21 protein-coding genes are annotated in these 24,090 nt (G+C 68.1%); 8 read left to right on the forward strand and 13 right to left on the reverse strand.

Annotation, left to right across the window (positions count from 1 at the left end):
• The first annotated feature begins 70 nt into the window (after positions 1-70).
• Positions 71-988 carry an LLM class F420-dependent oxidoreductase gene (locus VGT00_11530; GenBank protein ID HEV8532040.1) on the forward strand — a complete coding sequence of 306 codons (918 nt, stop codon included), beginning with the start codon at positions 71-73 and terminating at the stop codon, positions 986-988.
• Between the two features lie 5 nt (positions 989-993).
• Here VGT00_11530 and VGT00_11535 read toward each other — a convergent pair whose 3' ends face one another.
• Genes VGT00_11535 through VGT00_11545 form a run of 3 tightly spaced genes read right to left on the reverse strand, consistent with a single transcriptional unit; the run spans position 994 to position 3,631 of the window.
• The gene (locus VGT00_11535) at positions 994-1,533 is read right to left on the reverse strand and encodes a GNAT family N-acetyltransferase (protein HEV8532041.1); all 540 of its coding nucleotides are present in this window, start codon (positions 1,531-1,533) and stop codon (positions 994-996) included.
• Positions 1,534-1,584: 51 nt separating this feature from the next.
• Positions 1,585-2,013 (reverse strand): GNAT family N-acetyltransferase, encoded by a 429-nt coding sequence (locus VGT00_11540; GenBank protein HEV8532042.1) that lies wholly within the window; start codon positions 2,011-2,013, stop codon positions 1,585-1,587.
• Positions 2,014-2,047: 34 nt separating this feature from the next.
• The gene (locus VGT00_11545) at positions 2,048-3,631 is read right to left on the reverse strand and encodes an AAA family ATPase (GenBank protein HEV8532043.1); all 1,584 of its coding nucleotides are present in this window, start codon (positions 3,629-3,631) and stop codon (positions 2,048-2,050) included.
• Between the two features lie 190 nt (positions 3,632-3,821).
• Between VGT00_11545 and VGT00_11550 the strand changes: the two genes are divergently transcribed.
• Positions 3,822-5,819 carry an erythromycin esterase family protein gene (locus tag VGT00_11550; protein HEV8532044.1) on the forward strand — a complete coding sequence of 666 codons (1,998 nt, stop codon included), beginning with the start codon at positions 3,822-3,824 and terminating at the stop codon, positions 5,817-5,819.
• A 37-nt stretch (positions 5,820-5,856) separates the two neighbouring features.
• On the opposite strand, the gene VGT00_11555 is transcribed toward VGT00_11550, so the two are convergent.
• The 6 genes from VGT00_11555 to VGT00_11580 all read right to left on the reverse strand — a co-directional run bounded on the left by VGT00_11555 (position 5,857) and on the right by VGT00_11580 (position 12,024).
• Complete coding sequence (locus VGT00_11555) at positions 5,857-6,699, reverse strand: methyltransferase domain-containing protein (protein ID HEV8532045.1); 843 nt, start codon at positions 6,697-6,699, stop codon at positions 5,857-5,859.
• Positions 6,700-6,739: 40 nt separating this feature from the next.
• Complete coding sequence (locus VGT00_11560) at positions 6,740-7,135, reverse strand: hypothetical protein (GenBank protein ID HEV8532046.1); 396 nt, start codon at positions 7,133-7,135, stop codon at positions 6,740-6,742.
• Between the two features lie 78 nt (positions 7,136-7,213).
• Entirely contained in the window at positions 7,214-8,377 is a 1,164-nt protein-coding gene (locus VGT00_11565; GenBank protein ID HEV8532047.1) for an NAD(P)/FAD-dependent oxidoreductase, read from the reverse strand.
• Positions 8,378-8,431: 54 nt separating this feature from the next.
• On the reverse strand, positions 8,432-8,965 hold the full coding sequence (locus VGT00_11570) for a sugar transferase (GenBank protein ID HEV8532048.1): 534 nt from the start codon (positions 8,963-8,965) through the stop codon (positions 8,432-8,434).
• A gap of 3 nt (positions 8,966-8,968) precedes the next feature.
• Entirely contained in the window at positions 8,969-10,267 is a 1,299-nt protein-coding gene (locus tag VGT00_11575; GenBank protein ID HEV8532049.1) for a glycosyltransferase family 4 protein, read from the reverse strand.
• Entirely contained in the window at positions 10,264-12,024 is a 1,761-nt protein-coding gene (locus tag VGT00_11580) for a carbamoyltransferase C-terminal domain-containing protein (protein HEV8532050.1), read from the reverse strand. Before VGT00_11580 ends, VGT00_11575 begins: the two co-directional genes overlap by 4 nt.
• 416 nt (positions 12,025-12,440) lie before the next feature.
• Between VGT00_11580 and VGT00_11585 the strand changes: the two genes are divergently transcribed.
• Both VGT00_11585 and VGT00_11590 read left to right on the forward strand, forming a co-directional pair.
• Positions 12,441-13,748 (forward strand): PD-(D/E)XK nuclease family protein, encoded by a 1,308-nt coding sequence (locus tag VGT00_11585; protein HEV8532051.1) that lies wholly within the window; start codon positions 12,441-12,443, stop codon positions 13,746-13,748.
• A gap of 121 nt (positions 13,749-13,869) precedes the next feature.
• On the forward strand, positions 13,870-14,673 hold the full coding sequence (locus VGT00_11590; GenBank protein ID HEV8532052.1) for a response regulator: 804 nt from the start codon (positions 13,870-13,872) through the stop codon (positions 14,671-14,673).
• Here VGT00_11590 and hemG read toward each other — a convergent pair.
• Genes hemG through hemE form a run of 3 tightly spaced genes read right to left on the reverse strand, consistent with a single transcriptional unit; the run spans position 14,654 to position 18,023 of the window.
• Positions 14,654-16,072, reverse strand: coding sequence for a protoporphyrinogen oxidase (hemG, locus tag VGT00_11595; protein ID HEV8532053.1), 1,419 nt, complete (start codon positions 16,070-16,072; stop codon positions 14,654-14,656). The genes VGT00_11590 and hemG overlap by 20 nt on opposite strands.
• Positions 16,069-16,989, reverse strand: coding sequence for a ferrochelatase (gene hemH / locus VGT00_11600; GenBank protein HEV8532054.1), 921 nt, complete (start codon positions 16,987-16,989; stop codon positions 16,069-16,071). The genes hemG and hemH overlap by 4 nt, the downstream gene beginning before the upstream one ends.
• Positions 16,986-18,023, reverse strand: coding sequence for a uroporphyrinogen decarboxylase (gene hemE, locus VGT00_11605; GenBank protein HEV8532055.1), 1,038 nt, complete (start codon positions 18,021-18,023; stop codon positions 16,986-16,988). The genes hemH and hemE overlap by 4 nt, the downstream gene beginning before the upstream one ends.
• Before the next feature lie 127 nt (positions 18,024-18,150).
• Between hemE and VGT00_11610 the strand changes: the two genes are divergently transcribed.
• Genes VGT00_11610 through VGT00_11625 form a run of 4 tightly spaced genes read left to right on the forward strand, consistent with a single transcriptional unit; the run spans position 18,151 to position 23,642 of the window.
• Positions 18,151-19,824, forward strand: coding sequence for a thiamine pyrophosphate-binding protein (locus VGT00_11610; GenBank protein ID HEV8532056.1), 1,674 nt, complete (start codon positions 18,151-18,153; stop codon positions 19,822-19,824).
• Positions 19,825-19,853: 29 nt separating this feature from the next.
• Positions 19,854-21,875, forward strand: coding sequence for a GAF domain-containing protein (locus VGT00_11615; GenBank protein ID HEV8532057.1), 2,022 nt, complete (start codon positions 19,854-19,856; stop codon positions 21,873-21,875).
• Positions 21,876-21,891: 16 nt separating this feature from the next.
• A complete protein-coding gene (locus tag VGT00_11620) occupies positions 21,892-22,659 on the forward strand; it encodes an SDR family NAD(P)-dependent oxidoreductase (protein ID HEV8532058.1) in 768 nt (255 codons plus the stop codon).
• A gap of 20 nt (positions 22,660-22,679) precedes the next feature.
• Complete coding sequence (locus VGT00_11625; GenBank protein HEV8532059.1) at positions 22,680-23,642, forward strand: LLM class flavin-dependent oxidoreductase; 963 nt, start codon at positions 22,680-22,682, stop codon at positions 23,640-23,642.
• Positions 23,643-23,686: 44 nt separating this feature from the next.
• Here the strand turns inward: VGT00_11625 and VGT00_11630 are convergent.
• Positions 23,687-24,090, reverse strand: a 404-nt coding sequence (locus VGT00_11630; protein HEV8532060.1) for a hypothetical protein, incomplete at its 5' end; no start/stop codon positions are given.

The raw sequence follows: 24,090 nt of genomic DNA on the forward strand, positions 1-24,090 counted from the left end.
AGATTCCTTTGAGGGGTACATCAGAAGAAAGAGAGATTCCTTTGAGGGGTACATCAGAAGAGGAGACATCATGAACCTCGGCTTCTCGCTCCCCATGGCCGGCCCCTGGGCCACGCCCGAGAATCAAGTTCTCGTCGCTCAGCGCGCCGAGGCGCTGGGCTATCACTCCATCTGGGTCTTCCAGCGCTTGCTCTACCCGATCAAGCCCCAGAACGACTACCCGCCCCTGCCCGGCCAGCCCTGGCCCAAGTCCTTCGAGCGCGTGATGGACCCGCTGGTCTCGCTCGCCTTCGTGGCCGCCGTCACCTCGCGCATCAGGCTGGGCACGAGCGTGCTCATCATGCCGTACTACACGCCCGTGATGCTGGCCAAGCAGCTCGCCACCCTCGACGTAGTCTCCGGCGGCCGGCTGGATGTTGGACTTGGGCTCGGCTGGTCCAAGGACGAGTTCGACGCCGTCGGGGTGCCGTACCAGCATCGCGGCAGGCGCGCGGACGAATTCCTGCGCTGCCTCAAGGCCATCTGGACGGAGGATCCCGTGGAGTTCAAGGGCGAGTTCTACTCGGTGCCGCGCGCCAGGGTGGAGCCCCGGCCGCTCCAGCGTCCACATCCGCCCATCACCATCGGCGGCTACGGCCCCACCGTGATCCGTCGCGCCGTCACCTACGACGGCTTCAACGGCGGCAACGTGCCGCTGGGTCAGGTGGCGCCGCTCGTCAAGGAGATCAAGGCGGCGGCCGAGGCGGCCGGGCGCGATCCCGCGACGCTGCAGATCGTCTCGCGCGGCAGCTTCCAGCTTCACGCGACGGCCAAGGGCCCCGAGCGCCGCCCGCTCTGGGGCTCCATGGCCGAGATCCGCGAGGACGTGGAGCGCTACGCCGAGGCCGGCTTGACCGAGCTCTTCCTCGAGGCCAACTTCGATCCCCGCGGCGTCACCCTGGAGGGCGCCCTCGAGGTGCTGGATGCGCTCGCGCCGAGAGCGAGCTGACGTCGCTAGACGGCTTGCTGGTCGGAGCGGACAAAGGAGAACATCACCGCGTCGTGCGACTTCCCGTGCAGCACGAGGCGCTCCCTGAGCACGCCCTCGCGCACGGCTCCCGACTTCTCGGCGGCCCGAAGACTTGCGGCATTCTCGACTGACACGACCACTTCCAATCGAACGAGATCGGTCTTGGCAAAAGCCCACGGCACGAGCTGGCGGACGGCCGCGGTGGCGACGCCACGGCGAGTGGCCGACGAGCGCACCCAGTATCCCAGATTGGCGCGCCGATTGGCGTCGTCGATCTGGTTGAGGCCGCACCCCCCGAGGAACCTTCCCTCGGCCGACACGATGACGAACTCGAAAGCGGCGCGCGATTCGAACGCCGCCACCTGCGCCCCGATCCAGCTCCGGGAGTCCTCGACGGTCAGATCAGGCCGGCACCACGGCATGAAAGGTCGAACCTCCGACACGGACTCCATGGCTGCCTCATGGAGCACCCGCGCATCGTCGGATCGATACGGCCGAAGGGAGATATCTGTCGTTCGGGCCATGCTTGGTCGGGCCCCGCTCTCCTGCGGTCACTGCCCAGTCCTGCCGTGAGGCTAGAGTTTGCCACGTAAATCGAGGGCGTGGGTGGATTCGGCCTCCCCTGGGCAAACCGCGAACCCTATCGCTTCGTAGAAGCGCGCAGCCTCGAGGTTCGCGGTCCGCAATCGCAGTCGGTCGAACGGACCGCGCGCCGCCGCCACGACATCCGCCAGAAGCCGCCGCCCGATCCCCTGGCGCCGATACGCCTCCATGACGTAAAGGTGGCGCACCCTGCCCACCCGCCTTGCGGCCGTGTATGGATCGACATTGAGCCCACACACGCCGACGGGTTGCCCCTCGACGCGTGCCACGAAGAGCGCCTCGCCGGGCTTGTCGAAGCGGTTGGCCCCGCTCGCCCACTCGGTAGCGAGCCGCCCTACGAACCGGGAGCCAGACCGCTCGCCTTCCGTAATCAACGTTGTGAGCGCGGCCAGGTCGCGCAACCGTTCTATCATCACCATGGGAATGGGGATTGCCCTAGGAGCCGCGCAGCCAGTCCGTGGCGCGTCGGGCGCACGTCGGGAGGCTCTGCGTCATGTCCACGACGAGGTGGCGATCCTCCTGTCGACCTCGCCGGGCAACGTACTCGTCTCGTTGGTGGAGATACGTGTCCCACGTGGCGTCAGAGAGCCCTTCGTGCCGCTGCCGCCGGCGTTCCAGCCGCTGTCGCACGAGGTCGGCCGGCAGCTCGCACTCGATCCATCGCACGGCCGCGCCGGCTGAGGAGGCCATATGGCGCACCCCCATTCGATCCTCATCACGAAGAAACGTGCCGTCGAGCACCACGCCGCCGTCCTCGACCGTCAGGCCGCGGCCCCTCTCTACCAGCCTCTGATAGGTGCGTTGATTCGCCTCGGGGCGGTAGGCTCCCTGTCCGTAGTCGGCGACACCCTTTTCGGTCCCGAACAGCTCCTGGCGGACGGCGTCGGTCGACACCACACGGAGTCCCAGCTCGCCCGCGACCGCCCGCGCCATGGAAGTCTTCCCGGTACTGGCAAGCCCCATCACGACCACGACGGTCGGCCCGCGCAGGGGCGTCGCGTAGCGGCGGGCCAGCTCGAAATATCCAGCGGCCCGCTCCGCCGCCCGGCTCTTGTCGGCCGCGCTGAACTCCGCCTCGTCCAGCCGGAAGCTGAGCACCTTGCCGCGCACATACGCACGATAGCACCGATAGAAGGGAAGGAGACGGAACAGTCCCGCGTCGGCCGCGTGCGCCGCGTAGCATTCGCTGACGTAGTAGCCCAGATCGGGCCGTCCCAGCGAATCCAGGTCCATGGCGAGAAAAGCCACCTCGCTCGCCACGTCGCAGCATCGGAAGCGGTCGTTGAACTCGATGCAGTCGAAGATGCAGATGCCGTTGATGACGCACACGCTCTCGCCGCGGACGTCTCCGTGCCCGTCGACAATCCGGCCCCCGCGAATCCGTTCGTCCAAATGAGCCCGGTGGCGGGCGAGCCATTGCTCGACCCAATCCTGCAGGAGCTGATATGCGGCGGTCTCTATCGTTCGGCCCACGAACGAGCTCATCTGGGTGAAGTTCTCATCCCAGTTGCGACGCGTCTGCTCCCGGGTACCCCACGCGTCGATCTCCGGCCCCCGACGAGCCGTCCGGTGAAATTCGCTCAACCGGTGCGCCACGCGATCGATATTCGCCTCCGTCACGGAGTCGCGGCGCACCATCTCGTCCAGCATGTGGTCGGCAGGCAACCGCTTCATGAGGACAGCATAGTCGATCACCGAGCCGGCATCTGAGAGCTGCGGCACGCCGTCCACTTGGCCGATCGGCTGGACTCCCAGATAGGTTTCCTCGCACAGCCGTCGATTGAGACGGACTTCGGCCTCGCAGGCGATACGGCGCTGCTCGAGCGTGGAGTAGTCGAGAAAGCCGAAGTTCACAGGCTTCTTCAGCTTCAGCACGCGCTCACGTCCCAGCAGCACCACCGAGATGTGCGTCTGCGTCATCTCGACGGGCACCGGTCCCTCCGAGGCCCATTGCGGCGCGTATCGCAGCTTCTCGACCATGGTCAGCCAGTCCTTCAAGCTGGTCTTCTCGTCGTTCATGGGCAATTACACGCTCCAAGGAACAGGGTTGGCACGGAGCGACCGCGTCGATTTTTCCCGGGCCGGGATCAACGACCCAGACCCAACGAGCATTCCACGAATCATATTACCTGTGCGACCCCTTTCCTTCGCTTGGCATCCGCGATGCACTTACCGCTTCGTGGAGTGGTGGAGGTCAAGGAGGATGAGCATGGCGAAGGGCACCGATCACGATTTGCAGTTCCGCGATCGCGTCGACGCGGGGCGCCGACTGGCCGTGCGACTCTTGGCCTACCGAGCCGAGAATCCGCTCGTCATAGCTCTCGCCCGCGGCGGAGTGGTCGTCGGCGAAGAAGTGGCGCGGAGACTTGGGGCGCCCCTGGAGGTGATGGTGGCGCGCAAGCTCGGGGCTCCCGGGCAGCCAGAGCTCGGCGTGGGGGCCATCGCCCCCGGCGTGCGCGTGGTGGACGAGGCGGCCGTGCGCGAGCTCGGCATCTCGGCCAAGCAGCTCGAGTGGATCACCGCCGCCGAAACCGAGGAGATGGAGCGCCGGCTGAGTCGGTACCGGGGCGATAAGCCAGAGCCCACCGTTCACGACCGGACGGTCATCCTGGTCGATGATGGCTTGGCGACAGGCGTGACGGCTCGGGCAGCCATCCACGCATTGAGACGGCAGCGGCCTCGGCGAATCGTGTTCGCGGCGCCGGTATGCGCGGCCGACACGGCCGAATCACTCCGCTCCGCGGTCGACGAGGTCGTATGCGTGGCGACGCCCACCCACCTCGGGGCCGTTGGCTCCTGGTACGCCGACTTCGAGCAGACGACCGACGACGAGGTGCTGAAGATCCTCTCTCGCACCCCGCGCGAGCGACCCCCCGCGGTGGTTCTCCCGCCTTCCCCCAGCCTCGACGGGCTGATCGAGCAGTGCGGTCGGCTGGCGCGTCCTCTGGAGGGCTTGGCCGACCTCGACCCCCTGATGGACCGGATCGGCGATGCTCGCTACGTCCTCCTGGGTGAAGCCTCGCATGGGACGTCGGAGTACTACGTGTGGCGCGCGCGAATCAGCCAGCGGCTCATCGAGGAAAAGGGCTTCTCCTTCATCGCGGTGGAGGGCGACTGGCCGGACTGCTACGAGGTGAATCGCTACGTGAAAGGTCGGGCCGCGGTCAAGGGCGACGCCCAGGCGGCGCTGCGGGGCTTCACTCGCTGGCCGACATGGATGTGGGCCAACTGGGAAGTCGTGGCCTTCGCCGAATGGCTGCGGCGCCACAACTCGCCACGGCCGGAGGGCAAGCGCGTCGGCTTCTATGGGCTCGACGTCTACAGTCTCTGGCAATCCTTGGGCGCCGTGGTCCGCTACCTGGAGCGAGTGGACGGCCCGGCCATGGAAGCCGCCCGGCGTGCCTACCGCTGCTTCGAACCCTACGGCGGTGACGTGGAGCTGTACGCCCGCGCGCACGTATCGCTGGTTCCCGCCTCTTGCGAGCAGGAAGTGGTCGCCTTGCTCAGCGCCCTGCGCCAGAGCGCGCCGCAGGATCGCGCGGATGACCCCGAGGCGCTTTTCGCCGCCGAGCAGAACGCGCTCGTGGTCAGAGACGCCGAGAGCTACTACCGGGCCATGGTCCAGGGCGGCGAGGCTTCCTGGAACGTGCGAGATCGGCACATGGTCGACACGCTGGACCGGCTCATGCGCTTCCATGGACCCGAGGCCCGCGCGATCGTCTGGGAGCACAACACGCACATCGGCGACGCCCGCGCCACCGACATGCCGCGGGCCGGCATGGTGAACGTCGGGCAGCTCGCCCGGGAGCGGCATTCAGAAGAGGGCGTGGTGCTGGTTGGCTTCGCCTCGCATCGGGGCAGCGTCATGGCCGGATCGGAGTGGGAGGCTCCCATGCAGCGTATGCCGGTCCCGCCCGGTCGGCTGGGAAGCTGGGAAGACGTCTTGTACCGGACGGGCCGCGATCATGCGCTCTTCTTGCTGAACGAGGACGCGGCACACACCGGCGCCTTCCTGGAAGTGCGACCGCATCGCGCCATCGGCGTCGTCTACGATCCCCACCATGAGCGTGGCAACTACGTGCCCACCGTGCTCCCGCGCCGCTACGACGCGCTGATCTATCTCGACGAGACCCACGCCCTCCACCCGCTCCGTCTGGACCCGCGGCGCGACGGCGAGCCGCCCGAGACATATCCCTGGGGCATGTGACCGCCTGAATCGGCTCCCGCGCGCATCGAATCCTCGCTCAGCCCGCCGGCTCGGCGGTCGACAGACAGAGATGGTCGCCGTGGAGCCAGCAGGAGCGCTCGCTCTGATGGGTGTCGCGGCGAAGTGAGCGTACGGTACCCCAGCCGCCCTGCGTGAAGGCCTCGGTGAGAAGCCGGGCACCGTCCGCATCCCGCGCACCGTGACACGGGAAGATGCTGATCGACGAGATGAAATGGGCCGCGTATCCACCCCCCTGACGGATCACCTTCAGGACCCAGCCGCCCGAGTAGATTCCCGTGAGGGGCAACAACAGTCTTCCCTTCGGGCGAAGCGAGTCGAGCCAGATGGGCCGGGGGTGGGTGGCGCCGGCGTTGACGAGGATGGCATCGACCGGCCCGGGGTCATGGGCCCCGCCGTCGGCGTGGACGACCTCGACATTCGGCCACGCGGCCAGGTTGCCGCGACTACGAGCAACAAGCTCCGCGTCCACGTCGATGGCGACGACACGACCGGTGGGTCCGACCAGCTCAGCCAGGATCGCCGTGTAATACCCGGTGCCGCACCCGATGTGAACGACATGCTCGCCCTCCTGAAGCTCGAGGGCCTCGATCAGGAAGGCCAGGAAGCTTGGCTGGCCGTTGTTCAGCAGCCGCGTCTCGTCGATCGCGACGAGGACGTCATGGTACACGTGCTGGGGATCGGCGTCCGGAGTGGTCCAGTACTGGCGCGTATACCCTTGGTAGATTCTCCAGGGACCCGGACCGAGGAACTGTTCGCGAGGCACCCGAGAGAAGGTCCGGATGACGGCGGGCGAGGTCAGATGACCCGCATAGGCCAGCTCCTCGGCGTAACGTTGCCGGACCACGTCGATCGCGCTCACCGCTCCCTGGGTTCCCCGACGGCCTGAGCGCCATGAGTCGCTACTGGCAAGGCCCAAGGCTCTTGTTGAAGCCCGTTCCCTGCCAGAACTGGGGAGGCGGCGACAGCTCCGGCTTTCCGATCCAGCCGCGGCGTACCTCCAGATAGTACTGGGTACCATCTGGATTCGCGCAGTACTCCACGGCATCGAGCACTATGTCGTCCCATTTCCCCAGGAACTGAAGATCTTCGAGGGCGTCCGGATAGCGTCCATAGCGGACCTTGTGGAGCTCGACCAGAGCGACGGCGCTCTTCAGGTACTGGTCGCCAAACATGTTGTCGAAGGGCCGAGTGACGCCGGACTTGAAGAGGAAATAGGCGCCGATGCCTATGCTCCCGCCTACAACCAGCACTACTCCAATGAATACGATCCACAGGATCTTGATGTTGCGGGTCACGGCGACGTGTTCACTGTCTCTACGCTTTCAACGCCGCTTCGTCATCCCCAAGAGAAGCGAGTCTCCATCCGCCGCCCGCTACCGGAACAGCGACTTCAGGAGCAGCGAGGCGATGCCGGGCTCGCGCAGGAGGGCCACGATGAGGTCGCGGTGGCGATTGAAGCGAGCGGTGCGGCGGATCACGTCCTGGACGGACTCGGAGGCGAGGGCGCGCACGAGCTCGTCGATCTCGCGGTCGTGGCAGCGGGCGAGAAATTGCCGGAGCCAGCCCGACATGCGCAGCTCGGGACCGAGCTGCGTCTCCCAGCGGTCCTCGTAGCGCTTGAGGAAGCCCTCGTCGAGCCGGCCCGCCTGAAAACCCTCGATCAGCGTGTCGGCGGCCAGCGAGGCGGTGAGCAGGCTGTAGAAGATGCCGCCGCCCGTGCTCGGCTTGGTGAAGCCGCCAGCATCGCCCACGAGGAGGAGCCGATGGGCCACGGTCTGCGGCACGGGCTGCAGGGGCAGGAGGCGCCGGACCGGACGGCTGGGCTGGCGCCGGAGGCGCGCCCGCACCTCGGGCCGCGTGAGAAAGCGCGCGAGGTAGGCGCCCGCGTCTCCCCGCGAGAGCACGCCCACCTTGAGGGCGGCGCCCTCGCCCCGGCGCACGGGCACGGCCCACAGAAAGCCGTCCGGCGCGATCTCGCGGCCGAAGTGGATCTCCACCTCGTCGGCGGGCTCGCTCTCCACCTCGACCTGCGCGGTGTGCAGCACGTGAGCGGGCAGGGCCAGACCGAGCTGCCGATGCAGACGGTAGGAGACGCCGCAGGCGAGGACGCAGGCCCGAGCGTGGATGGCTCTGGTGCCCGCGAGGAGGGTGACGCCGTCGGCATCCGAGGCGATCTCGTCCACGCGCGCCCCCGTGCGCAGGACGGCCCCGGCGCGCTGAGCCTGCTCGGCCAGGCTCCGGTCGAACTGACCGCGGTCCACGGCCAGAATCTCCTCGGCGCCCGAACCCGTCCACGGGACATGGCACGAGCCGCCGCCCGGCGCCATGAGGCGAGCGTGCCGGAGGCGCTGGAGGACGACATCTTCGGGGATCTTGGTCAGGGAGGCCGTCTCGAGCGAGATGATGCCCGTGCAGTGGACGGGCTGGCCGATCTGCTCATGCTCTTCGAGGACGGTGACGTCGAGGCCCGCCTCGGCACAGCGGCGGGCGGTCAGGAGGCCGGCCGGGCCGCCTCCCACGACCGCGACATCGTGCATGCCGGCATCATAGCGGCCGGGGCCTGCGCGACCAAGCTTTGCGAACGAGGCTGATCAGACCTTGGGCCCGCGGCGATCCCAGCGCCCGAGGCCCGTGATCCAGAAGGAGAGCGCGATGAGCCGCAGGTCCAGCCAGAAGCTCCGCCGGCGGATGTAGAGGAGGTCGTAGCGGAACTTCAGGCGCCGGGGGACATCGCGGGCCGCGAAGACCTGGGCGATGCCCGTCAGCCCCGGGCGCGCCTGATGCCGCTGCGCATAGCCGGGGACGTCGGCCAGCTTGCCGAGCGCCCCGCCCGCGTGGGTCTCGATCTCCGCCGGCACGAGGGCGCGCGGGCCCACGAAGCTCATGTCACCCACGAAGATGTTCCAGAGCTGCGGCAGCTCGTCCAGGGCCGAGGCCCTGAGCCAGCGCCCGACGCGCGTGATGCGTCGGTCTCCCTCCATGGCCTGGAGGGGGCCGAAGCGCTCGGCATCGGGGACCATGGAGCGGAACTTCAAGCTGCGGAAGGGGCGTCCGCCGATGCCCACGCGCTCCTGAGAAAAGAACACGGGCCCGCCGTCGCCGGCCTTGATGGCGAGGGCGACCAGGGCTCAGATCGGCGCGGAGAGGACGAGGCCCAGGCCGGAGAGCGCCACGTCGAAGGCGCGCTTCCGTCGCGAGTGCCGCACGGGCCGCGGCTCGGTGGCCGAGTCGCGGAGGATCCGTGCATAAGCATCCACCTGCCCGGGCCGGTCGAAGCTCTCGGCGGCCCGGCGCGCATTGGCGCCGAGGTGCCGGCAGAGCTCGCGATCGCGGTACAGCTCGAGCACCTGGGCCGCGAGGACCGCGGCGTCGCCCGGAGGCGCGAGCAGCCCGCAGTCGTGCTTGAAGGTGATGTTGGCGACCTCGCAGGCGGCCTCGACGGCGGCAATGTAGGGGCGGCCCGCAGCCAGGATGCCGTAGAGCTTGCTCGGCACGATGCAGCCGGCCAGTCCCTGCCGGAGGCCGATCACGAAGATATCGGCGCTGCCGAAGGCATCTGCCAGACCCTCTTCGGGCTGGCGGGGCAGGAAGCGCACCCGCTCGAGCCCGAGCTCGCTCACGCGCTCTCGCAGCGCGGCCTGACGTGCGCCTCCCCCCATGAGCACCCACTCGATACCGGACTCGCCCCGGAGCCGCGCCGCCGCGTCCACGAAGGCGTCGAGGTTCTGGGAGAGGCCGAGATTGCCCGAGTGCATGACCACGAAGGGCTCGACGAGGCCATGGGCGCGCGCGAACGCATTGTCCTTGGGCCGCGGGATGATGGCCGCACAGTCCGCCCAGTTGTGGATCACCGTCACGCGGGCCGGATCGGCGCCCTTGCCCTCCACCAGCCGGTCCCGCATGGTCTCGCCCACGGCGACGATGCGGTCGGCGCGCGCGACCAGCGCGCGGCCCACCCGCTCCAGCGCGCCATCGATCAGCCGGCTCCGGAAATCCTCCATGATGCGCGTGACCTCGGGGAAGAGATCCTGGCAGACATAGACGAAGCGCGCGCCGGCCCGCCGCGCGGCGTGGAGGGCGGCCAGGCCGATGATGGGAGGATCGGTGAGGGCCACCACCACGTCCGGGCGCCCTCCTCGCCGGCCCGCGAGCCAGGCCGAGAAGAAGTAGCTCAGGTAGTTCGCGATCCGGCCCACGAAGCGTGACTTGTCGAAGGTGGTGCCCCGAGCGCGCAGGATCTCGACGCCGTTCCGCATCTCGCGGCGCACGAGCCCGAAGCCGCCATGGCCTCCGCCCGGCCTCTCGCCGCACACCACGGTCACGTCCATGCCGTGCCGCGCCACCAGATCCTCGCAGAGCTGGGCCAGGAGCTGGCCCGTCGCCCCATGGTCGGGCCAGTACGAGCGGTTGAAGACGCAGACCTTCATGCGGCCTTCTCGATTCCCGTCGCGCCGAGGACGAGGGCGTCCATGCGGGTGCGGAGGAAGCAGTCGAGGGCCTCGAGCGGCGTGAGCACGATGGGCTCGTTCTCGTTGAACGAGGTATTGAGCACCACGGGCACGCCGCTGAGCTTCTCAAAGGCCTTGATGAGCTGCCAGTATTCCGGGCTCGCGCTCCGGCTCACCGTCTGAAGCCTTCCCGTGCCGTCCACGTGGGTGACGGCCGGAATGACCTCGCGCTTCTCCGGTCGCACGGGATACACCTGCACCATGAAGGGGTCGGGCACCGCGCCCACGAAGTAGTCGTCGAGCGACTCCTCGAGGATGGAGGGCGCGAAGGGGCGGAAGCGCTCGCGCATCTTGATCTTGCTGTTGATGATGTCGCGCATGTCCGCGCGCCGCGGGTCGGCCACGATGCTGCGCTGGCCGAGGGCCCGGGCGCCCCACTCCATGCGTCCCTGGAACCAGCCCACCACCTGCCCCTGGGCCACGCGCTCGGCCGCCCAGCGCGCGCGGTCCTCGAGATCCTCGAGGGGCACCAGGCGACCGCCGGCGCGCGAGAGATCGTCTGTGCGTTGACCCAGCGCTTCATCGACGGCGGCCGCGTCGAAACCTGGGCCCCAGGAGGCGTGGTCCATGGTGAAGCCGTTGCGGGGATTGCCGAGCCGCTCATGCCAGACGAGCAAGGCCGCGCCGAGCGCGGTGCCGTCATCGCCGGCCGCGGGCTGGATATTGACCTCGGTGAATGGCGTCTCCGTGCGGATCTTTCCGTTCATCACGCTGTTGAGCGCGCAGCCGCCGGCCAGGGCGAGCCGCTTGAGCCCGGTGCGCCGCTGGACGGAGCGAAGCAGGTGGAAGGCCGCCTCCTCGAAGACGGCCTGGGCCGAGGCCGCGATCGCCTCGTGCCGCGGCTCGAGCGGCTCCTCGGGACGACGCGCGGGCCCGAGCAAGGCCTCGAGGGCGGGCGTGAAGACGCGCCCCATCACGGGCTCGCCGCCCTCCCAGGTCATGTCGACGCCGCCCGTGTGATGCCGGAAATAGCGGAGGTCGAGACGGAAGGTGCCGTCGGCCTGAAGATGGATGAGCCGCCGCAGGGGCGCCGCGAAGTCGGGAGCGCCGTAGGCGGCCAGGCCCATCACCTTGTACTCGTCGCCGTATTTCATGAAGCCGAGGTACTGCGTGAGGGCGAGATAGAACATGCCGAGCGAGTGCGGGAAGTGCACGCGCCCGAGCACGTCGAGACGATTGCCCGTGCCCGTGCCCCAGGACGTGCTCACGAAATCGCCGAAGCCGTCGATGGCGCAGACGGCCGCCTCCTCCCACGGGGAGACGAAGAAGGTGCTCGCCAGATGCGCCGGGTGGTGCTCGACCCAGTGCATGCCGGAGCGCACGTACCACTCCGTCAGCCCCAGAGCGGTCGCGGCCTCCTGAGCGGAGTCCTGCACCCGACGGCGGTTGGTGGCGCGATCTCGCACGAGACGAAGCGACGGACGGTGGAGGGCGGCATAGAGCGCCTTCCTCCAGAAGTGCGCGCGCGGATCGCGCGCGATGGCGATGGCGGAAAGCTCGAAGGGCTCGATCCCCGCCGTGCTGAGGCAGGTCCGGATGGACTCGGAGGGAAAGCCGGCCCAGTGCTTGACGCGAGTCAGCCGCTCCTCGGCGATCGCTGCGGTCAGCCGTCCGTCCACGAGGAGCGCGGCCGCCGCATCCCCGTGATAGGCGCTGATGCCGAGTACGGCGTTCATGGGCTCGGTCGTCTTCTAATGTGCGGGAGGGTCCGTGGACTGGTCGCTTATTGATGAAGGGTTACCCGTGGGCGTCAGACCCCTGCCAGATTTCGGCCTTTCAGGTTGGTCAGGGCTATCGACAAGATTCCTAGGATAGGGTGCCGAAGGGGGATTTTCTGGCTCAGCGGGCGCCCAAAATCCTTCCAGATTTGTAGGCCAGAGAGGCCAGCAGGGCACGACTTCAGCCCCAGGAGCGCAATCGGTCATTTCCGCTGCTCTCACAGCCATCTAGCCACCGTTCCGGGCCCGGAGTGCTAACCTCTGAGGTCCAGCCTCCGAGTCCCGCTCGCTGTTACGAGGGAGAGGGTCGTGGTGTCTGCAAGCGGGCTTTCCCATGGCTCAGTCGTGGCATGTGAATGTGCAACATCTGCGCCATGGAACGGGGACACCCGGAGCACGTGATCAAAGCGGTGACGATAGATCTCTCGGGCACCGTGATCGTCCGACGGCCCCTCGACGCCAACCCCGCGGGATCGCGATACGATGGCACCGTCATGCCCCTCTTCTCGCACTCGCGCCTCAGCGTCTACGAGACGTGCCCTCGACAGTACCGCTTCAAGTACATCGATCGCATCATGCGGCCGCAAGTAAGAACCGTGGAGATGTTCCGGGGCAGCCAGGTGCACACGGCTCTCGAGACGCTCTACCGCCGGATCCTGCGCGGGCGCACGCCCTCGCTCGACGAGATTCTGGAGGGATACCGGCGGACATGGCAGGCGGAATGGGCCCCCGAGATCGTCGTCTCCGACCCCAGCATGACGCCCGACGACTTCCTCCGTCAGGGCGAGCGGGACCTCGCGACCTACGACGCGCGCTACCGTCCCTTCGAGGGCGACCGGACGGTGGAGGTCGAGGCCCGGGTCCTGCTCTCCCTCGATCCCGAGCGCCGTATCTCGCTCCAGGGCTACGTGGATCGCCTGTCCATGGCTCGGGATGGCGTCTGGCGGATCCACGACTACAAGACGGGCCGCCGACTTCCCACCCAACAAGATCTCGACCGCGACCGGCAGCTCGCGCTCTACCAAATCGGTGTCCAGCGGAGCTACCCGCTGCTCGCGGAGCGCGTCGAGCTCATCTGGCACTATCTCGCCTTCGACGTGGAGATGCGCTCCTCTCGAGCTCCCGAGGCGCTCCTGGACCTCGAGCGACGGACGCTCGCGCTGATCGACGTCATCCAGGCGGACCGGGCATTCGAGACGCGAGTGGGCGGTCACTGTCGAACGTGTACCTATCAGGCCATGTGTCCCGCCTGGAGCCATCAGTTCCGGCAAGCCGCTCTCCCCGAGCCCGAACGCGTGCGGGAGCCCGGCTCCGTCCTCGTGGACAGGCTCGTCGAGCTACGCGAACAGAGACACGCTCTCGAGCGCCAGATGGAACAGACCCAGGCCGACCTGCTCGAATATGGGCGTCGGGAGGGGGTCGAGACCGTCTTCGGCACGACCCACAAAGCGACGATCAGCCAGGAAGACACCGTGAGCTTCCCGAAGACGGCGGACCCGACGCGGAGTCAGGCTGAGCAAGTGATCAGGGAGGCCGGGCGCTGGGACGAGGTCATCGCCCTCAATGTCCGGGCGGCCGTGAGGCTGTACCGGAGCGGAGTCTGGCCGGAAGGCCTCCGTCGGGCCCTGGCCCCATTTCTCAATAAGATCAGCAGGTTTCGAATAGGCCTCCGAAAGCGCTAGCGCCCTTCGAATACTCTCCGTCTTTCGGGCCAAAGTGCCGAATATATGGATAGGAGAGCCCGACCCGGCACCGAGCCGAGAGGGCGACATGACCGATGCGGGGGCTTGAAGGGAGCCTGTGATGGACACACATCTTCCGAGCATCCTGTGCGTGGACGACGATCCAGGAGTCCTGGATCTGCTCAAGGAGTATTTCACCCTGCAGGGCTTCGTGGTCCTCACCGCCACCAATGGCGTCGAGGCCTTCCTGCAAGTCAAGCAGTGGATGCCTCGCGCGGTCGTCATGGACCTTTTCATGCCTCGCCTGGGCGGCATCGGCGCCCTCGGTCGCATCAAGGCGCTCAATCCGGGCATCGCCGTCATCCTCGTCAGTGGCATGGGCAATGCCCTCGACCTCGTCACGGAGGCGGGTCTGTCGGTGGCGGGCGCGCTCGCCAAGCCCCTCGATCTCGGCAAGCTCTCGGAGACCCTCGCTCGCGTGGGCGTCATAGCCCCCCTGGCTCTCGCCGCCGGCTCCGGCGCCGTCCCCTCGCGTCCCGTCCGGGCCAAGGTGCTGGTGGTCGACGACGAGCTCGAGATGCGCAAGCTGGTGACCGAGCACCTGCAAAACAAGGGCTACGAAGTGCTGGAGGCGGCGGACGGCGAAGAGGCACTGGCGCGCCTGCCGGAGTATCAGCCGCACATGGTGCTGCTCGATCTCATGATGCAGGGCATCGGCGGCATGGAGACCCTTCGCCGCATCAAGGCCATGCAGCCCGAGGTCTGCGTCATCATGGTCACGGCCATCGAGGAGATCGAGTCCGCGCAGACGGCCCTGGGCCTGGGCGCCTCCGACTACGTCACCAAGCCATTCAGCCTGCAGTACCTCGATTCCGTCCTCGAGGTGCACCTGCTGATGGACAGGATCAACCCCGACTCGAAGTAGCTCCTTCCAGCAGTCGCAGAGCCGCGTCCTCACCCGAGCGGACACAGTCGGCGATGCCCACGCCGCGATAGGCCCCGCCTGCCAAGGCGAGGCCGGGTAGCTCCCGCACACAGCCCTCGATAGCCTCGACACGCGCCAGGTGCCCGATCTGGTATTGCGGCATGGCGCGTGGATAGCGGCCCACGCGCGTCCACAGAGGCGCGGCCTGGATTCCGAGAAGCTCGGCAAGTTCCCCCCGCGCGACCCGCACCAGCGTCTCGTCGTCTCCCTCGAGCACACCCTCGTTCATGGCCCCGCCCATGAAGACCCGCAGGAGCGCGCCGCCCTCGGGCGCGCGCCCCGGATACTTCACGCTCGAGAAGGTGCAGGCGATGACGGGCCGCCGCTCTATCTGCGGCACCACGAACCCGAAGCCGTCGAGCGGATGCGGGATGTCGGCGCGGCGCCAGGCCAGGGTCACCGTCGCCGAGGAGGCATACGGGATGCCTTCGAGCAGGAGGGCGAGGGCGGGGTGGGTGTAGCGAAGCGCGCGCGCCGCGTGATGGGCCTCGCACGCGAGGATCACGCGGTCCGCCTCGGCCGCCAGCCCCTCGGCGGTGGCGATGCGCCAGCGGCCGCCCTCGCGGGTCACGCCGGTGACCCGCTCCTTGAGTCGCACCGCGCCGGAAGGGATCCGAGACTGGAGCGCGCGGATCATCTCTTCCATGCCGTCGGCGAAGCTGACGAAGAGCGACCAGCGCGCGCCGCTCGCCTCGCGGCTTCCCGAGGGGGCCCGCCGGGCCGCGCGCCAGAGGGCCAGGATGAGGCTCCGCTCGCGGCGCTCCAGCTCGAGAAATCTGGGCATGGTCGCGGCCAGAGACAAGAGATCGGGATCGGCCGTGTAGATGCCGGCCACGAGCGGCTGGGCCACACGCTCGAGGGCCTGACGGCCCAGCCGTCGCCGCACGAAGGCGCCCAGGCTCTCATCGGGATCGAGACCTCGCGGCAGCAGGAGGTCGAGCCCCATGCGGAGCTTGCCCGGCCAGGAGAAGAGGCCAGAGCGGAGGAAGGGGCCAAAGCGCGTGGGGGCCAGGAGCTGGAAGCCCTCGGGCAGCGGATGCAAGCGGCCTCGGAAGACGACGAAGACGCGCCGGAACCGATCATCGGTGCGGACGAGCCTGTCCGCCACGCCGAGACGGCGACAGAGCTCGAGGGCCCAGGGCTTCTCGGACAGGAAGGAGTCGGGGCCGCATTCCACGAGGAAGCCCTCGCGCCGCTCCGTCTGGATGGTGCCTCCGAGCCGGTCGGAGGCCTCGAAGAGGCTCAGCTCGAGGTCGAGTCCGCGCTCGCGCGCAAGCTCGCCCGCGCGGTGCGCGGCGCAGAGCCCCGCGATGCCACCACCGACTATGGCAAGCTTCACGCCGGGCCTCGCCTGACGAGGTCCACCAGCATGGCGATGAAGGCGGGATGATCATTGGCGGCGGCGGCGCGGTGAAGGCGAATACCCAGCTGATCGGCGAGGCGGCGTGCCTCGACGTCGAGATCGTAGAGGATCTCGACGTGATCGCAGGCGAAGCCGATGGGAGCCAGCACCACGTCGCCGACGCCCTTGCCCTCGAGCCCGCGCAGCACATCGCAGATGTCGGGCTCGAGCCAGGGCTCGCGCGGGGAGCCGCTCCGGCTCTGATACGCGATCTGCCAGCGCTCGTGGCCGACTCCCGCCGCGATGGCGCGCGAGGCACCCTCGAGCTGGGCGGCATAGGGTGACGCCTTGGCCATGGCTGTGGGCACGCTGTGAGCGGTGAAGATCAGCAGCGCGTCACCTCGCCCCTCCCTGGGCACCTGGCTCAAGGCATCGCTCACGCGCCCCGCCATGGCCTCGATGAAGCGCGGGTGGTCGGGCCACCCGGGCGTGAAGACCACCTCGGGGGCGCCGGCGCCGACCTTCTCGCGCGCGCGATCCACGTCCTGCATGTAGCGCTCCCACGAGGCCTCCGTCTGGAAGGCGGAGAGAATGATGCCGAGCGCGCGGCGATGGCCGCGCTCCCGCATCTCCGTCAAGGTCTCGTGGAGGAAGGGATGCCAGTTCCTCATCCCGACATAGACGGGAAGCGCGAGCCCCTCGCGCGCGAGGGCCTGGCGAAGCCCCTCGGCCTGAAGAAGAGTCAGCTCGGTGAGCGGCGAGCGGCCGCCCAGCCGCTCATAGTGGTGGGCAACCTCCTCGAGGCGCTCGGGAGGGATGCGGCGCCCGGCCGTGACGATGTCGAGAAATGGCCGGACATCCTCCGGCTTCTCCGGCCCGCCGAAGGCGATGAGCAGCACCGAGTCGAATTTCATCGCGCGGACAGCTCGTGGACGATGTCCACGAGTGCCTTCACGTTCTCCACCGGCGTCTCCTGGTGCACGCCATGCCCCAGGTTGAAGATGTGGCCGGGGCGCCCCTTGGCCCCGTCGAGAATGCCCTGGGTCGCGCGCCGGATCGCCCCGACATTCGACAGGAGCACCGCGGGGTCGAGATTGCCCTGCACGGCGATGTCATGACCGAGCCTGTCCCACGTCGGCCCCAGCTCCACGCGCCAGTCGAGCCCCAGCACATCGCCCCCGGCTTCCTTCATTAAAGGAAGGAGGCCCGCCGTGCCCACCCCGAAGTGGATCACCGGTGTCGCGGGAGTGAGGCGACGAATGGTCTCGCGGCTCCACGGCTGAACGAACTCGCGGTAGTCGGACGGAGACAGCGTCCCCACCCAGGAGTCGAAGAGCTGCACGGCCTGCGCGCCCGCGGCGATCTGGCCATTCAGATACTCCGCAACGATGGCGGAGAGCCGGGCCATGAGGGCGTCCCACGCCCGTCGCTCCGCCCGCATGAAGCGCTTGGTGAGCAGGAATTCGCGGGAAGGGCCGCCTTCGATCAGATACGAGGCGAGCGTGAAGGGCGCGCCGGCGAAGCCGATGAGCGGCACGCGCTCGGCCAGCGCCTTGCGCGCGAGCCGCACCGTCTCGAACACCGCGCCCACGGCCTCTGCCACGTCCACGGAGGGGAGCGCGGCAACCTCGGCCGCGCTCCTGATGGGACGGGGGATGCGCGGCCCTTCACCCTCGACGAACTCGAGCCCGACGTCGAGAGGCTCGAGAACGAGCAGGATGTCGGCAAAGAGGATGGCCGCGTCCACCCCCAGCCGGTCGACGGGCTGGAGCGTCACCTCAGCCGCGGCCTGGGGATTCTTGCACAGCTCGAGGAAGCCGTAGCGCGCGCGCATCGCGCGGTACTCGGGCATGTAGCGTCCGGCCTGGCGCATGAGCCAGATCGGCGTGACCGATGTCGGTTGCCGGCGACAGGCGAGGAGAAACGGCGATGCGACGGCGTTCGACATGTCGAAGCGAGCCTACAGGCCACCTCTGGCGCAGTCAAGAAAGCGGGCCTATAATCCGAGGCCGGCCTGCGCGCGAGGCGGCGCGTCGACTGTGGGCCAGACCCGTCACCCTTGGGAGGAGTTTCCGATGCCTTTCACGTCCGGCAAGCAAGCCTTCCTCGAGATCCTCAAGCAGGAAGGCGTCGAGGTGATGTTCGGCAATCCCGGCACGACCGAGCTGCCGCTCATGGACGGCCTCGCGCGCGAGACTCGCATCCGCTACATCCTGGCCCTCCAGGAGGCGGTGGCCATCGCCATGGCCGACGGCTACGCCCAGGCGAGCGGCAAGCTCGCCGCGGTGAACGTGCACACCTCGCCCGGGCTCGGCAATGCCATGGGCATGCTGTACGACGCGAGCAAGGCGGGCTCGCCCCTTCTCCTGACCGCGGGCCAGCACGACCAGGCCATGAACCTGACCGAGCCCATTCTCTGGTCAGATCTGCCGCCCGTGGCGCGACCCTACGTCAAGTGGTCGCACCAGATCACGCGCCTCGAGGATCTGCCTCGCGCCGTGCGCCGCGCCGCCAAGACCGCGAAGGCACATCCCACGGGTCCTGTCTTCATCTCGCTTCCCGTCGACGTGCTCAATGCCGAGCTCGAGATCGATCTCCTCGAGACGACCCGCGTCGCCCCGCGCATCCGCGGCGACAAGGCCGCCATCGAGGCGGCCGCGGATCTCCTCGTCAAGGCCGAGCGCCCCATCCTGATCTCGGGCGATGCCGTGGCGCACGGCGATGGACTCGATGAGATGGTCGAGGTCGCTGAGCTCCTGGGCGCGCCCGTCTACAGCGAGTGCGTGCCCTCGACGTGCTCCTTCCCGTCCACGCATCGCCTGTATCAGGGCACCTTCCCGCGCCTCGGCCCGCCCATTCGCCAGCTCCTGATGAAGCACGACCTGATCTTCTCGGTGGGCGGCGACATCTTCACGCTCTCTCTGCCTTCCGACGTCGAGCCCATGCCGGAGGGCGTGACCCTCATCCACATGGACACGGATCCGTGGGAGATCGGCAAGAACTATCCGGCCAAGGTGGCGATACTGGGCGATCCCAAGGCCACGCTGCCCGAGCTCGCCGAGGCGATTCGCAAGCGGCTCACGCCCGCCGCGAGCAAGGCCGCCCAGGCGCGCGCGGAAGCCCTCGGCAAGGCGCGCGAGGCCAAGATCGCCGACCTCAAGGAGCGCGCGCGGAGGGAAAGCGGCCAGACGCCCATCAGCCCGCTCGCCCTGGTGGCGGCGGTGGCCGAGGCGGTGCCCGATGACGGCGTCGTGGTGGACGAGAGCATCTCCTCGGGCGGGGGCCTGCGCGAGCTCCTGCGCACGCGCGACCCCAAAGGCTTCTTCGGCCTTCGCGGGGGCGGCATCGGCTGGGGGCTGCCCGCCGCGCTCGGGATCAAGCTCGCCCTTCCGTCGCGACCCGTGGTGGCCCTGGTCGGGGACGGCAGCGCCATGTACACCATCCAGTCCTTCTGGACGGCCTCGCATGATTCGATCGCCGTGGTCTGGGTGATCTTCAACAATGCCTCGTACCGCATCCTCAAGCAGCGGACGCTCGCGCTGAAGGGCTTCTCCGCCGAGGACGACAAGTACGTGGCCATGGACCTTGTCAACCCGCGCCTGGACTACGTCGGGCTCGCCAAGGCCCAGGGCGTGCCGGGCGAGCTCGTGGAAAAGTCCGCGGACGTCGGTCCCGCCATCCATCGCGGGCTCGCCTCGGGCGGGCCATACGTGATCGACGTGCGCATCGACGGGTCGTTCAAGGGCTAGCGGGTGGAGACGCCCGTGGCCGAGTCGCGATGAGGCGCAAGAAGGCGCGGTCGCCGAGCAGGATCGTGCCCTCCCTCCGAGGATTGCAGGAGGGGATCGCTCAGCTCGGTGGTGGGGACCTTGCCTATCGGGTTGCCGTCAAGACTGACGCTGCCCTCGACCCTCTCGCTCGGCAATTCAACGCGATGGCGGCTCAGCTTCAGGAGCGGTACGCGGGACTCGAACGGGAGATCGAGGCGCGAAGGCTCGAGGTCCGCGAGACCATCGAGCAGCAGGCGGCCACCAGCGAGATCCTGCGCGTCATCAGCGGCTCGCCGACGGACGCGCAGCCAGTCTTCGACACGATCGTGCGGAGCGCGGTCCGCGTGTGCGACGCCCGCTTCGCCCTGTTTTTTCGACTGGAGGGCGAGTTCGTTCACCTCGCCGCTCAACACAACTATCCGGCTGAGGTGCTCGAGCACTTCCGGCGCACGCCGCACCGGCTGGCGGAGGGCAGTCTGCTCGTGGCGCAAGCGATGCTCCGTGGGGCCGTCGTCCACATTCACGACATCGAGCTCAACCCGGAGGTGTCCGAGGCCGTGCGGGAGCTGGCTCGCTCGACCGGTTACCGGAGTGTGCTCGCGGTGCCCATCATGCGCGAGGGACGCGCGCTCGGGGGCCTCGCGGTCACTCGGAGCGACGTGACGGGAGCGCCGAAACCCTTCTCGGATAGGGAGATCGAGCTGCTCAGGACCTTCACCGAGCAAGCGGTCATCGCCATCGAGAACGTGCGCCTGTTCAAGGAGCTGGAGGCCCGGACCGCTCAGCTGACGCGCTCGGTCGAGGAGCTCAAGGCCCTGGGGGACGTCAGCCGGGCGGTGAGCTCGACGCTCGACGTCGAGACGGTGCTCAACACGATCGTCTCCCGCGCCAGCAAGCTCGCCGACGCCGACCGCTGCTCGATCTACGAGTACGAGGAGGCGGCCGAGCAGTTCGAGTTGCGCGCGACCGACCACTACGACGCGGAGTTCGTCGAGGCCCTCCGGGCGGCACCTCTCCGGAAGGGCGAAGGGCTCATGGGGCGCGCCGCCGAGATGGGCGAGCCAGTCCAGATCCCCGACATCACCCGACCCGGAGCCTACCAGAGCAGCATCCGGGAGATCCTCATCCGCTACGGGTACCGGGCGCTCCTCTCCGTGCCCCTGCTCCGCGAAGACCAGATCATCGGCAGCCTGTCTTTCAACCGGAAGGCGCCCGGGGAGTTTCCCCCGGAGGTCATTGACGTCCTCAAGACGTTCGCCACCCAATCGGCCCTGGCCATCCAGAACGCCCGGCTCTTCCGTGAGATCGGGGACAAGAGCGCCCAGCTCGAAGCGGCCAGCCGCCACAAGTCGGAGTTTCTCGCCAACATGTCCCACGAGCTGCGCACACCCCTCAACGCGATCATCGGCTTCTCGGAAGTCCTCTCCGAGGGGATGTTCGGCGACATCAACGAGAAGCAGACCGAATACCTCCAGGACATCCTGGAGTCGGGACGGCATCTCCTGTCCCTCATCAACGACATCCTCGATCTCTCGAAGATCGAGGCGGGGCGCATGGAGCTGGAGCTGTCGGACTTCGATCTGCCGAACGCCATCGAGAACGCCCTGATCCTGGTGAGAGAGCGGGCGAGCCGGCGGGGGATCAGGCTGGGGAGCACCATCGACAAGCGTCTGGGAATGATCGGCGGCGACGAGCGGAAGGTGAAGCAGGTCCTCTTGAATCTCTTGTCCAACGCCCTGAAGTTCACGCCCGAAGGGGGACGGATCGACGTCGGCTCCCGTCTGCACGACGGTGTCGCCGAGGTATCCGTCACGGACACCGGCATCGGCATCGCGCCGGCGGATCAGGACGCGGTGTTCGAGGAGTTTCGGCAGGTGGGCACCGCGGACAGGAAAGCGGAAGGCACCGGGCTCGGGCTGGCCCTCTCACGGAAGTTCATCGAGCTCCATGGCGGAAGGATCTGGGTGAAGAGCCACGAGGGGATCGGCTCGACCTTCACCTTCAGCTTGCCGCTCGAGCAACGATCCTAGGTTGGTTGCCCTGACCATGCCGGGAAGACTCAAGGACAAGGTCGCCGTCATCACGGGCGCGGGGTCACGCGGACCCGGGCTCGGCAATGGCAAGGCCGCGGCCATCCTCTTCGCCCGCGAGGGCGCGCGGGTGCTCTGCGTCGACCTGAAGGCCGAGAACGCAGAGGAGACGGCCAAGCTGATCGCCCAGGAAGGCGGCGAGGCCGCGGTCTTCGCGGCCGATGTGACGCGTAAGGCCGACTGCGAGGCGATGGTGAAGGCCGCGCTCGATCGCTGGGGCGCGGTGGACATCCTCCACAACAATGTCGGCATCGAGTCGCGCAAGACGCTCTTCGAGACGACGGAAGAGGAGTGGGACAAGGTCATGGCCGTGAACCTCAAGTCCATGCTGCTCGCCACACAGGCCGCGGCCAAGCCCATGGTCGAGCGCGGGCGCGGCGCCATCATTTGCGTCTCTTCCGTGGCCGCGCTGCGCGGTCACGACCGCACCGCTTACGCCGCCGCCAAGGCGGGCGTGATCGGCTTCGTGCGCACCTGCGCGGCGCAGCTCGGCCCCAAGGGCGTGCGCGTGAACGCGATCGCGCCCGGCATGGTGTGGACGCCGATGGTCGAGAGCGTCGGGCCCGAGCTGCGCGAGAAGCGACGGAAGGCGACTCCGCTCGGCACCGAGGGCGAGGGCTGGGACGTGGGCTGGGCCGCCGTCTACCTCGCGAGCGACGAGGCGCGCTGGGTGACGGGGCAGACCCTGGTCGTGGACGGCGGCTTGACGCTCACCACGCGATAACTTTCACCGGAGACCTTTCGATGGCGATGACCTTCGGGATGCACCTGGGACACGTGGGCGGGCCCATGGCCGAGATGCGCAAGCTGTGGCGCTATGCCGACGCCAACGGCTTCGACTGGTTCTCCTCGGCCGACCACTTCCAGGAGTCGCCCTATCGAGACGGCAACGGGCCATGCTTCGAGGCCATCAGCACCATGACGGCCATCGCCCTCGACACGAGGCACGTGAAGGTCGGCTCGCTCGTCATCTGCGTCAACTACCGAAACCCCGGCGTGCTCGCCAAGGCCGTGTGCACCATCGACCACCTCTCGGGCGGCCGCTGCGAGCTCGGCATCGGCGCGGGCTGGCACCAGCACGAGTACGAGGGCTTCGGCATCCCCTTCGAGCGGATCGGCATCCGCCAGGATCACCTGGAGGAAGCCGTGCAGATCCTGCGCATGCTCTTCGATCAGCCCATCTCGAACTTCAAGGGGCAGTACTTCCAGCTCAACGACGCGCGCTGCAATCCCAAGCCCGTCCAGAAGCGTCTGCCCATCTGGGTAGGCGGCCAGGGCGAGAAGCGCACGCTCAGGACGGCGGCCAGGTACGCGGACGGCTGGAATGCCCCCTACATCGACCCGCAGACGTGGAAGGCCAAGAACGCCATCCTCGAGGATTGGTGCGCAAAAGAAGGCCGCGATCCCAAGACGCTCGCCCGCACGGTCAACGTCGGCTTCTACGGGGGCGCCGACGCGAAGGGTGTGGCGCGCGGCGAGGCAATCTTCAAAGCGCACTGGGGCGACAGACCCGAGCGCAAAGGCTTTTTCCGTGGCCTGCCGAAAGACGCGCTCGAGATGTGCCAGGCCTATGAGGCCGTGGGAGCCCAGCGCGTGAACCTGGCCTTTCGCGCGGGCCCGTACGACTTCGAGGCCATTCAGGCCTTTACCGAGACCGTGCTCCCGGCCTTCGGCATCAAGCGTCCCCAGTCGAGCGCCCGAGCGTAGAGCGTGAGCGTAGCTCACATAGCGCCAAACCCGGCGATGCCCAGCTACCGCCTCGCCCGCGCAGCGATCAGCTCCTGCAGCACTGTAAAGCGCGTGGCGTCGGCCCAGAAGAGGCCGCCGGTGACTGTCCACCCGATCCCGTACCAAACGCTGTCCGTGCCGGACCAGCGACGGATCTTGATCGTGTACGTCGCACCCGGCTCGCCCTCGAACTCGGCGAGCTCGTAACTGTTGTCCCACGAGCCGCTGTAGCCGACCTGATTGCCTCGGCTGTCGAAGATCTGCAGGTCCAGGTCCACCGTCAGCGTCGAGGCGATCGGCAGCTCCAGTCCAGGCAGCGGGAACATCGTGATCCTGCTGTCCCACGCAAGGGCGACCTTCACGTGGCGCGGCGAGAAGATGAAGCTCGACAGCTTCACGAAGTAGGAGAAGGTCGTGCGGTCGTTGC

Source organism: Candidatus Methylomirabilota bacterium, assembly GCA_036002485.1.
Lineage (GTDB): Bacteria > Methylomirabilota > Methylomirabilia > Rokubacteriales > CSP1-6 > AR37.